Annotated in this window: 12 protein-coding genes and 1 rRNA gene; 2 read left to right on the plus strand and 11 right to left on the minus strand. The window is 36.2% G+C overall.

Going from position 1 to position 11521, the window contains the following annotated elements; all coding sequences use genetic code 11:
• Positions 1-669 precede the first annotated feature (669 nt).
• Positions 670-1581 (plus strand): glycine betaine ABC transporter substrate-binding protein, encoded by a 912-nt coding sequence (locus E3U55_RS16705; protein ID WP_134341623.1) that lies wholly within the window; start codon positions 670-672, stop codon positions 1579-1581.
• 52 nt (positions 1582-1633) lie between these two features.
• On the opposite strand, the gene E3U55_RS16710 is transcribed toward E3U55_RS16705, so the two are convergent.
• The 9 genes from E3U55_RS16710 to betB all read right to left on the minus strand — a co-directional run bounded on the left by E3U55_RS16710 (position 1634) and on the right by betB (position 8965).
• Entirely contained in the window at positions 1634-1873 is a 240-nt protein-coding gene (locus E3U55_RS16710; RefSeq protein ID WP_134341624.1) for a hypothetical protein, read from the minus strand.
• A 121-nt stretch (positions 1874-1994) separates the two neighbouring features.
• Positions 1995-2399, minus strand: coding sequence for a hypothetical protein (locus tag E3U55_RS16715; protein WP_134341625.1), 405 nt, complete (start codon positions 2397-2399; stop codon positions 1995-1997).
• Positions 2400-2500: 101 nt separating this feature from the next.
• Complete coding sequence (locus tag E3U55_RS16720) at positions 2501-2974, minus strand: DUF4367 domain-containing protein (protein WP_134341626.1); 474 nt, start codon at positions 2972-2974, stop codon at positions 2501-2503.
• Between the two features lie 92 nt (positions 2975-3066).
• A complete protein-coding gene (locus E3U55_RS16725; RefSeq protein WP_134341627.1) occupies positions 3067-3540 on the minus strand; it encodes an HIT family protein in 474 nt (157 codons plus the stop codon).
• Positions 3541-3561: 21 nt separating this feature from the next.
• On the minus strand, positions 3562-4434 hold the full coding sequence (locus tag E3U55_RS16730; protein ID WP_134341628.1) for a protein kinase domain-containing protein: 873 nt from the start codon (positions 4432-4434) through the stop codon (positions 3562-3564).
• Between the two features lie 105 nt (positions 4435-4539).
• Positions 4540-5079, minus strand: a complete 540-nt coding sequence (locus E3U55_RS16735) for a GNAT family N-acetyltransferase (protein ID WP_134341629.1) — start codon at positions 5077-5079, stop codon at positions 4540-4542.
• 53 nt (positions 5080-5132) lie between these two features.
• The gene (locus tag E3U55_RS16740; protein WP_134341630.1) at positions 5133-5465 is read right to left on the minus strand and encodes a hypothetical protein; all 333 of its coding nucleotides are present in this window, start codon (positions 5463-5465) and stop codon (positions 5133-5135) included.
• A 241-nt stretch (positions 5466-5706) separates the two neighbouring features.
• Positions 5707-7392, minus strand: a complete 1686-nt coding sequence (gene betA, locus E3U55_RS16745) for a choline dehydrogenase (RefSeq protein ID WP_134341631.1) — start codon at positions 7390-7392, stop codon at positions 5707-5709.
• 106 nt (positions 7393-7498) lie between these two features.
• Positions 7499-8965: a betaine-aldehyde dehydrogenase gene (gene betB, locus E3U55_RS16750; RefSeq protein WP_134341632.1), complete on the minus strand. Its 1467-nt coding sequence runs from the start codon at positions 8963-8965 to the stop codon at positions 7499-7501.
• A 267-nt stretch (positions 8966-9232) separates the two neighbouring features.
• On the opposite strand from betB, the gene cudC reads away from it, so the two are divergent.
• Positions 9233-9778 carry a choline uptake/conversion transcriptional regulator CudC gene (cudC, locus tag E3U55_RS16755; protein ID WP_134341634.1) on the plus strand — a complete coding sequence of 182 codons (546 nt, stop codon included), beginning with the start codon at positions 9233-9235 and terminating at the stop codon, positions 9776-9778.
• Positions 9779-9825: 47 nt separating this feature from the next.
• On the opposite strand, the gene rlmD is transcribed toward cudC, so the two are convergent.
• Together rlmD and rrf are read right to left on the minus strand one after the other, a co-directional pair.
• Positions 9826-11235, minus strand: coding sequence for a 23S rRNA (uracil(1939)-C(5))-methyltransferase RlmD (gene rlmD, locus E3U55_RS16760; RefSeq protein WP_134341633.1), 1410 nt, complete (start codon positions 11233-11235; stop codon positions 9826-9828).
• 168 nt (positions 11236-11403) lie between these two features.
• Positions 11404-11519: ribosomal RNA gene (gene rrf, locus E3U55_RS16765) — 5S ribosomal RNA — on the minus strand.
• Positions 11520-11521: the final 2 nt, after the last annotated feature.

Here is an 11521-nt window from a genome sequence, read left to right on the forward strand (position 1 = left end):
AACCACTTGATTCATGTTATAATCTTTAAACATAAGGATCCTCCTTTGGGATTATGGTGTGGTTACTTTAATTCTATCAAAGAGGGTCCTTTTTGTTTATGTAAAAATAATAAATATTAAATAAATCGTGGGTCTCATCATTACGATGGAGCCCCACGATTTTTTATGTTACTGGGTTTTGTCCCAGCCTCTTTACCTTGGATACTTTGAAATAATAACCTTCCAAACAGCCATATCGTTTTTAGAATTAACAAAAATCATGTAGGTCCCTTGACATTAAATCTGAGTACGTTAACATAAAAGTTATAAAGAATGTTTAAAAAATATTTAACAAAATTCACATAGAATTTTTAAACGTCTTTATGTGTCGCCCATAAATGCTTCCACGTACCCGAAGTTGTTGAAGAGACAAAAGTATACTATAATCAATAATTGTGATTTAAAATTTCAATCATTGGTTGGTTCTATCAACAAGATCAATTGGGATGAAAGTCATCATTTATTCTATTGAGGGTAGTTTAAAACTATCCATTATCTGAATGCATGACTTATCTCTTAAAATAAGAGATAAGTTTTTGTTTAGCATTTTCGTTAAAATATTTCTAAACACATTTAACGTTTGGAATATTTTAAAATACTATAAAAATACAAAAAGGGAGTTTTTCAGCAATGCATAATTGGAAAAAAGGACTTAGTTTAGTTTTAGCACTATTAGTTTTTGCTGTTCTTTCAGCATGTGGCAGCGATGAAGAAGGAACGAACAGTGATCAATCACAAGAACAATCATCAGAAGAAACAGAAGTAAATGATGAAGAATTAACGATTGGTCAAATTAACTGGGCTGAAAATATCGCAGTAACAAATATGTGGAAAGCAATCTTAGAAGAAAAAGGCTATAACGTAACGTTAAGATCTTTAAACATGGGTACTACTATGAAAGCCTTAGAGAGTGGCGATTTGGATGCAAGTCTAGAAATTTGGTTACCAGTTCAAGATGCCAACTACTTAAAAAAATATAAAGATACTGTTAATTTCTCAGACGCTACTTGGTATGATAACGCAAAAGTAGGACTTATTGTTCCTGAATATGTAGAAGAAGTTAATAGTGTAGAAGACTTAAATGAACATAAAGAAATGTTTAATGGAGAGATTATCGGATTTGATCCTGGCGCAGGTACGATGGAAGTAACTGAACAATTAATTAAAGATTATAACCTTGATTTCGAACTACTACCAAGCTCAGAGCCTGCGATGTTAGCTGAGATTGATAAGGCAATTCAGAATAAAGAACCAATCGTGGCACCACTATGGAGCCCACACTGGGTATTCTCAAAATATGACATCAAATTCTTAGAAGATCCGAAAGAAACTTTCGGTGGTGTAGAGAAAATTCACCATGCTACAAGACAAGGATTTGAAGAAGATTATCCAAAAGTAAGCAAATGGTTTAAGAATTGGAAAATGAATGACAAGCAAATTGGTCAACTGATCGATTATGTAGAAAGTGCCGAAGAACCAATGGATGGTGCTAAGAAATGGATCGAAGAAAACCAAGACTTAGTTAATGAATGGGTAAAATAATTATTGATTAATAAAGAAGCTAGCCTCTCTAATAATGAGAGACTAGCTTTTTTTAATCATCAATATCTTCTATCGCATTTCCATCAAAATCTATTTGAACACTACCACCAGTATATGACCAGCCCTCAGCCTCTAAGAAATCTAGAAATTTATTTAAGAATTCATTATGGCCAATTTTTTCACCGTCTTTAAGAGGTAGTACAAAACCGTCAAGCTTCACACCTATTTCTTCACTCTCAGGTTCATGCTCATCTTTTTTGTAGAAATTCATAAAAAATTCTTTTCTCATCATCGATGTAGCCTCCCTTGATGCACTGACTAAATCATTGTCATAAAAGATTTTTTTATTACTATCCTAATTTTGGCTTTCGCTATTAGAAACAAAAGTCATGATTTGTGTTATTCAACAAACACTATGTAATTTGCTCTTCAACTTCTCTGATTAGCAACCATTTTCCATTAGAATATTGCCAATTTTCAATAGTAAATAAACGCGCTATTTCTTTTTCATCTTTTTCTATCAATTGTTCATAAAATACTACAGCATTATGATTATTTCTTAAACGAATAACCCTATTATTGAAATGCTTCTTCGCTCCTAATAACTGCATAACAGACTGTTGCATTCCCCTTAGAGCCTCTTCTCTATTGAATATAATTGGTTTTTCATTTACACCTTTAAAAAAAGTTACATAATAATCATCAGACATTCTTTCTAAAGCTGAAGTATCACCTGAAATCATTGCTTTGTTCCAATCCAAAATAAAATCATCGTGGATTTGAGTAAATTCATTTAATTGTTTATCCTTTTCGCTCAATTGTGTCACCTACTAAAAAACTATATTATAAAATAAAAACTCACGATCGATATTACAATTACTTTTACTCTTTTTGTTCCCGTTTATTAAAGAAAGGTAGACTAATTAACTTTATATAAACTTTTGGCTATTTCAAGGACTTCATTTCTTGAAATAGAATCGCTATCGACTAACAGTTCATAGTAAATATCATTTTTATCCCACTTTAATATCTTGGTTGTATCGTTTACTCCGTACTTTCCTTTTAAGTTCTCCGATATTGTTACCTTCTCTTCTGTAAAATCTATTGCATTAATCCCTAATCCTGCTTGAAAGGTAATCTCACCTTGATTTTCACTCATAAATGTAACTATTATAAAACTATTCTCCACTCCTCCAATACCCCTCATGTCTATCTCAGTTTCTGTTGGTTCAAATGGAAGTAGTTTGGGGATTTCTGGATCAAACGACAAATCATTTAATGAGTTAACAACTTTTTCTTTTTCATAATCTACAAAATCCTTGGAACCTGATGTCTCACTACACCCCACCAAGATAAACACAGATATCATAATTATGTATAAAATTTTTTTCAAAGTATTTCCCCCTTGCTGTTAATGTACCATATAGACGGATTAAACAGAACTTCCCTGTTCACTCTAATCCGCCATTGACGTAAAAAGAAACACTAAATGTTCTTATCAATCCACTGTCGTAATTTATCTGCATATAATGGTCGTTGTTCAGGACTTGTTAGATAACCCTTAGTAAGATAAAGTTTATCATTTTCGTATCTTGGATAAACATGGAGGTGATAATGCCAAACATCCTGGTTACCAGCTGGTTCATTATGCTGTCGTGTTGAAATTCCATCACAACCATATGTATCTTTCATTGCAAGGGCAACTAATTGAGCTGCTCGATGTATTTCAGCGGCATAATCTACTGGCAGCTCATATATGTTTTCAAAGTGTTTATTAGGAATAACTAAAACGTGCCCTTTATTATTTTCCCACCATTTACTCGCAATAAAGGCTGTTACATAATCATTTTTATAAATAATGTCTCTTTGTTTTGTGCCTTGATTAGGCACTTCAACCCCTGAAACCACTCTACAAAATGGACAATCATAATCATAAGGTTCATGGGAATATACTTCCATCTCTATTCACCTTCTTCTATTTCAAAATACTTTTATTGCTGAATTCCAAGCTATGTATAACTCTTCAACAGTGGAATACCTTTCATTTCTTTCAGTTCTAACTGCCTTCAGTGCTACTTCATAAAGTTCCTTGCTTGCATCCCACTTGGATAATGAACGGTCAAGTTCTCCACCTAATAAACTAAATGCAATTGCTCCCATGTTAAATACATTTGTCCTCTCATCAATAGATGCACCAAATTCAAATTCTTCTGGTGACATAAATCTTTTTGATCCCCAAAGTCTTCCCATTTTATTCATAAATGGCTTTTTCTTATATAAATCAATGTCACAGATTTTTGTTACATCATTTTCAAAGTTGTATAAAATACTACCGTCATAGAAGTCGACTGCTACATAATCTTCCTTTTCAACATGTACATGAAATTCCAGAATCTTCTTAAAGGCTTCTAAACGTTGTTCAATTGGTAACTGTTTAAACTGAAAATAGGGTGAATTAGGATTGGTATATTTATGTGGTGGAGGAAATGACCAATGTGGATGTAAACATTCACCATCAAACCACTCAAAAACTAATGCATATCCTTGCTCAACCTCGAAATGGTCTAGCAATTTTGTTAAATGATTATGTTGCAGATCTTTATAAATAGCAACCGATTTCTTTAACGTTTCAACTGCACCTTCTGGTTGACCTGAGTAAGCTTTAGTTTTTGCACCCGCATATTTCACGAATCGTTTCTTTCCATCTTTTTCAATACCGAAACAAATGTTTCCTGAATCTTGTTCATCGAAAACGCAGAACACTTCTCCCATTAATTTTAGCCAGTCAAAGTTATGCTCCTCTTTAAGCTGGAGTGATACGTTATCTAAATTAATCACTTTCAAATTATCCATAAAACCCTCCAAAAATTATATTGTTGGAAAACCATATATCTTCCTTTGGTGAGACGACAATGAGGTTTCGCGCCTTTTCATTAACTCTTGGCATACATTGTCAGTTTAATATGGGAAATCATCTATTTTAATTGGAGTCTTTTTGTCTTTTTCCCAATCTTCTCTAATAATTGCATAAACAAGCGAATCTTTCACTGAGCCATCGTCATTTTCCCAAGAATTCCTTAAATAGCCTTCTTTTTGAAAGTTACATTTATAAAACACTTTTCTCATAGGTAGATTATCATATCTTGTATAAGATTCTATCCTAATCTTTTCTTCTGAGCTTTTAAAAATATAATCGGCAGCCCACTTCACACAAATTTCCCCATACCTCTTGCCTCGCACTTTATTCACTAATCTAATGTCGTAAAGCAACGGTATTGTATCGGATATATCACTTATAATTATTAACCCAATCTTTTCTCCGTTTTCTTCCACCCAAAATGACTCTTTATCACTTTCATACCATCCAGAGTTGTATCGGTTTATTATTTCCTCTCTAGAAGGTTGGGGATTTGAATGATAGTACCATTGATGACTTGTGTATAATTTAACTAGTTCCGTTAGTTCACCATTCAATTTTTTAAACTCTAGTTTACTCATATATTTTTTCTCCTTTTTGTTGATCAACTCTATGCCTTAATAGCTTAATATCATTAAAATTCAAACCCTGTATCTACAATGTAAACATCAACCGTTACGTTACCACTCCCATATAGATAAGCAGTTAAATTTTGTTTGTTATTTTTAAATACAATTTTCCCAATTGGATCAGGTAGCGACATTTCGTGTGTTGTTTCTCGGGATTCAGTATTAATTTTCTTGATCACTTCACCAATATTTTCTTTATTTTCTGTTTCAAGAACTATTTGACCTTCAATATATACTTGCATGATTGAATACTCTTCAGTTATTAACGGTTCCTTATTACAACTAGATAGAATTAAAGAAAAACAGAATATTGTAGAGAAGGTTATTATTCGTTTCAAAATATCCCACCTTTTTTTAATCATGCATTTAACAACTCTTTTCTTAACTTCACCATATGCATTCCAATTACCTTTCATTTTTTACAATTAGTTCTAAATTCTAGACTACTAGTTCAAATAAAAAAGTAGTTCAGTTAAGAGTACAAATTACGCTTTTGTACTTCAAAACTGAACTACTTACTCGATTATAAATATATTTTAAAAAAGGGGGTAATACATTTAGAATGAGCTCTTATTGTCCTTAACTAGTAACTGTTCCTGCGTCTGCTGGGTCCACTCCATGACGGTAATAGTCAATATTAAGTGGTTCCAGTGGTTTACGTCCTAGAATTAAGTCTGCCGCTTTCTCTGCAAGCATTAACACTGGTGCATGGATATTACCGTTAGTGACATACGGCATTGCTGATGCATCAACTACTCGTACATTGTCTAGGCCATGAACTTTCATCGTTTCTGGATCGACAACTGCCATTGGGTCTGAAGCAGGACCCATTTTAGCGGTGCAAGATGGGTGAAGTGCAGTCTCTGCATCTTTTGCCACCCAATCTAAGATCTCCTCATCTGTTTGTACAGACGATCCTGGAGAAATCTCTCCTGAATTGTAAGGTGCCATGGCTGGTTGAGCCATAATTTCTCTAGAAACTCGTACGGCTTCTACCCACTCACGACGATCCTGCTCAGTCGAAAGATAATTATAGACCATGCTTGGATGCTCTTTAGGGTTATTCGAACGAATCTTTAATGACCCACGAGCATCGGAGTACATAGGTCCAACGTGTACCTGGAATCCATGATCCGTGTCTGCTTTTTGTCCATCGTAACGTACCGCTACCGGTAGGAAGTGGAACATTAGGTTAGGATAATCCACATCTTCGTTCGAACGAACAAAACCTCCACCTTCGAAATGATTAGTTGCTGCTGGACCTTTACGACCAAGTAACCATTGTAAACCGATCCAAGGCATACGCGTTAACTTTAAGTTCGGTTGTTCAGAAACCGGTTTTGGACAAGCGTATTGGATATATGTTTCAAGGTGGTCCTGAAGGTTTTCACCTACACCAGGAAGATCAACTTTCGGCTCAACACCTACTGAGCGTAAATGTTCAGCATCACCCACTCCTGATAATTGAAGTAACTGTGGCGTGTTGATCGCACCGCCGGCAAGTACGACTTCACCTGCAGTAACATGATGCGTCTTCCCATTACGTTGGTATGTCACGCCTTCAGCTCGATCACCTTTGATATCAATGCTTGTAACGAACGCACGTGTTTTAATAGTAAGGTTCTTACGATGTTTAATCGGATGTAAATAAGCACGTGAAGCTGAGAATCTTCTACCTTTGTACACATGCTTATCAAACGGGCCAAACCCTTCTTGACGATAGCCGTTAACATCAGGTGTACGGGTATAACCAGCCTCAACAGCTGCATCAAAGAAAGCTTGGAATAAAGGGTTCTTCGCTGGCCCACGTTCTAATTTCAGAGGTCCATCGTGACCACGATATTCATCATCTGGGTCTGCTGCTAAAGCATTTTCCAAACGTTTGAAATACGGAAGACAATGAGCAAAATCCCATGTTTCCATACCATTATCTGATCCCCAACGTTCATAGTCCTTTGGATTTCCGCGTTGGTAAATCATACCGTTGATTGAACTTGAACCTCCAAGCACCTTTCCCCGGGCATGTTTAATGCGTCGTCCATTCATATAAGGTTCAGGGTCTGATTCGTATTTCCAGTCATATAAGCTTTTCCCGGATGGGAACGGTAACGCTGCTGGCATTTGAATCAATAAATCCCATGCAAAGTCACTACGTCCTGCTTCTAGAATTAGAACGCTATATTTTCCATCTTCACTTAGGCGGTTGCCGAGTACTGAACCCGAGCTACCGCCACCAATGATTACATAATCGTATCTTTCACTCATCATACAGACCTCCTTGAATTTTTAATGAAGGGTTATTGGAAACATTCATCAAAAACTCACTCTTTCAGTAATATCAATTTAATTAATAGTCTCTAGTTTTAATAATTTACTTGAACCAATTTATTGGCTCAGGCTTAAGGTTGCGATAAACATGTTTTGTTTCTGTGTATTCTTCTAATCCAGGTTTACCTAGCTCACGTCCGATACCAGATTGTTTAAAGCCACCCCAGGGAGCTTGTGCAAAATATGGGTGGAAATCGTTGATCCATACGGTACCCATGCGTAATTGACCTGCCACTCGTTCCGCTTTATCAACGTCAGTTGTCCATACTGCACCGGCAAGACCATAGATGGTGTCATTAGCAAGACGCACAGCTTCATCTTCGCCTTTAAAACGTTCGACCGTTAAAACAGGACCAAATACTTCTTCCTGAACGATTTGCATATCTGAACGACAATCAGTCATGATTGTTGGTAAGTAGAAGAAACCATCTTGAAGTTCAGGGTCATCAGGACGAGAACCGCCAACAACAACTTTTGCTCCTTCTTTTTTACCAATCTCAACGTACTCTTCTACTTTTGCACGATGATCAGCCGAAATTAACGGACCAGATTGTGTATCTTCATTAAATCCGTTACCTAATTTAATGCGTTTCGTACGCTCAACAAGTGCTTCAACAAACTCGTCATGAATAGAATCTTCAACAAGTAAACGAGCTCCTGCTGAACATACTTGCCCAGCATGGAAGAAAACAGCATTGAGTGCCTGATCGACAGCTGTCTCAAAATCAGCATCCGCAAATACGATATTTGGGTTTTTACCACCAAGTTCAAGCGCAATCTTTTTCACATTACTGCTTGCGTTTTGCATTATTTTCTTCCCAGTATCGATACCGCCTGTAAATGAAATAAGGTCAACATCGTGACTGACAGCTAGCTCATTACCAACCGTTGCACCTTCACCAAGAACCAGGTTAACGACACCGTTTGGAAAACCTACTTCTTCCATTAGTTCTGTTACTTTAATTGTAGTTAATGGTGTAATCTCACTTGGCTTCATTACAATTGTATTTCCGGTCGCAAGTGCGGGAGCAATTTTCCATGCTGCTTGTAATAATGGATAATTCCATGGCGTGATTTGGCCGCAAACGCCAACCGGTTCACGTACAACTTTACTTTGGCTATCTGGAATTGGAGATTCAATAATTTCTCCACCATCTTTATCAGCTAAGCCGGCAAAGTAACGAAAAACGCCTGCGATATCATCCATATCTGCACGGCTTTCTTCGATTGTTTTTCCGGTATCAAGTGATTCAAGCTTTGATAGTTCTTCTTTATCTCTTTCAATTAAATGTGCAATTTGGAGAACTTTTTGACCTCGTTCTGTCGCAGGTGTATATCTCCATTCACTATGATCAAAAGCTTTTCGTGCCGCAGCAATTGCTAATTTCGTATCTTCTTCGTCCCCATCAGCAACTGTAGCAATAACTTCCTGATTAAACGGGTTAATAATGTCCCTCGTTTTTCCCGAGCGTGCGTCAGTCCATGCTCCGTTTATGAACATTTGTTTCATTGTATTGCCTCCTTATATTAATTTTATTAAATTATTTTTTAACGTATTTAACAATTTTAATATTACCATATTGGATTTTTTTTGTAAACCGAGGTCTTTTCCCTATTAAATATTTTTTGACATTCATCCAAGATGCGTTATAGTAAATATTAAAGTAGTTAAATTCATATTTAATCAATTGAATAATTGAGTTCCGCGAAGAATTGTAAGAAAAGAGGGATTGTATTGGAAGAAAAAACAAATAAAAATCAAAACAAATCAGAAGAAATGCTAAACCATGCAGAACGCGCAGTCATTAACTCTATCGCTGAAACTATGGATTTATACGGTGTCACACCATCTATCGGTAGATTATACGCAACTTTGTATTTCAAGCATAATCCCCAGACTCTAGATGATATGAAAGATGAACTTGGTATGAGTAAGCCGAGTATGAGCACCGCCGTCAGAAAATTACAAGACATCAATATCGTAAAGAAAGTCTGGGAAAAAGGTTCACGTAAGGACTTATTTATGGCGGAGAAAAATTTCTTTCATTACTTTTCTCAATTCTTTGGGGATAAGTGGGAAAGGGAAGCTAAATTAAACCTTTCCGCCATCAATTATGCTGAAGATCAACTAAATGAAATTTTGACGGATGAAGAAACTAATGAAGAAATAAAACAACGAGCTGAACAAGATTTACAACAAATTAGGGAGTACAGAAGTTATTGTCATTGGTTGGAGCGACTCGCCCAATCAATTGAAAGTGGGGAAATTTTTGAATTTCTACCTGTTGAAGAGTCTAACTCAGGTAAGGATAACAAAAACTAATTTATGCAGCTAATAAATCATCACATAAATAAAAGCAGAATCCCTTATTAGGATTCTGCTTCTTCTTTTAACTCTATTTTTGCAACTAATTCCACATGTACTGTATGAGGGAATAAATCCACCGGCTGCACAGATATGAGTTCATAATTAAATTGTTTAAGCTCAGCTACATCTTCTGCGAATGAACTTGGGTTACACGAAACATAAACAATGCGCTTAGGCTTAGAACGACCAATACGTCGCATAACTTTACCACCTGCACCTGACCGAGGTGGGTCAAGTAATAGGATGTCGGGCTGTCCAAACTTTTCTAGTACCTGATCAATACCTTCACGTGCATTATTAGCGAGAAAATAAGTGTTTTCTAAACCATTTTCAACCGCATTTCGCTTCGCTGATTCTATCGAGCTTTCCACGATCTCAACTCCGGCTAATTTTTTGACTCGGCTCGCGAACGGTAAAGAGAATGTTCCCACTCCACAGAATAAATCAATCATTGTCTCGTGGTCTTGTGGGTTCCCAATTTCTAATGCCAGTTCAATTAATTTCTCAGCTTGAGTTGGATTGGTTTGAAAAAACGTATCGTACCATAAACGATAGCTATATCCAAATATCTCATCATGAATATAATCTCTACCCGATAAAACGTATATGTCTTCTGCATCTACACGGTCTGCCCATAGAGTATTTTTCAGCCATAATAGGCTTTTTACTTTAGAAAACTTTTCAATGCGACGAACTAAGTCATCTACAGCATCTTTTAATTCATCTGTAGGTGGTTCAGTCGCAATTAATGCTAGCATGATTTCACCAGTTGTAAATGACTGACGAACCATAAGATGTCTTAATAAACCAATATGCTCTTCTTTTTCGTATCCTTTAAGTTCATGATCTTTTGCCCACTTAGAAACTTCTAAAGATGCATTGACCATGTCATCACCAGCAATCAAACAAGTTTCTAAATCGAATACATTTCTGAAGTTTCCTTGTTCATGCATTCCCATGTCGCCTTCAGGTGAAAAAGTAAATTCCATTTTATTTCTATAATCCCAAGGACGATCCATGCCAATCGTATCTTCGACTAAGTTAGGGTCAAATCCTTGTTCCTCAATCGCCTTTTTAACATAATCTGTTTTATGATTTAATTGACCCGAATACTCCCAGTGTTGCCATACACATCCTCCACATATATCAAAATGTGGACAAGGTGCAATGGTCCTTTCATTACTTGGGTCAATAATTTCCTGAATATGTGCTTTACTCCACCTTTTTGTTGGATAAACTACATCTACCTTAACTGTTTCGCCAGGTATACTTTGTGGCACAACTAATTTAAGTTTTTTAGGATTGCCTAATTCGTTTGTTCTCCAAACTACTGCTTTACCAGAACCCTTTCGGTCTATATCTTCAATTAAAGCGTCGTATTGGACAGGTTTATTTTCATCTTCACGAGTCATATGTAATTCCTCCTAAGTTATACCTCTAGCATAACCAATCACTCACATTGAAAATACCACATTTTAGTTCAATATGATATGATTTCACCTTATTTCATCAATTTATATATCTTAATCTTCTAAAACAAAGAAAAGGCTACTAGACATTATATCTAGTAGCCTTTGATTGCCCGGCCGCGTCCTACTCTCACAGGGGAAACACCCCAATTACCATCGGCGCTAGAGAGCTTAACTTCTGTGTTCGGCATGGGAACAGGTGTGACCTCTCTGCCATCGCCACCGGACT

Source organism: Filobacillus milosensis (genome assembly GCF_004402015.1).
Taxonomy (GTDB): domain Bacteria; phylum Bacillota; class Bacilli; order Bacillales; family Alkalibacillaceae; genus Filobacillus; species Filobacillus milosensis.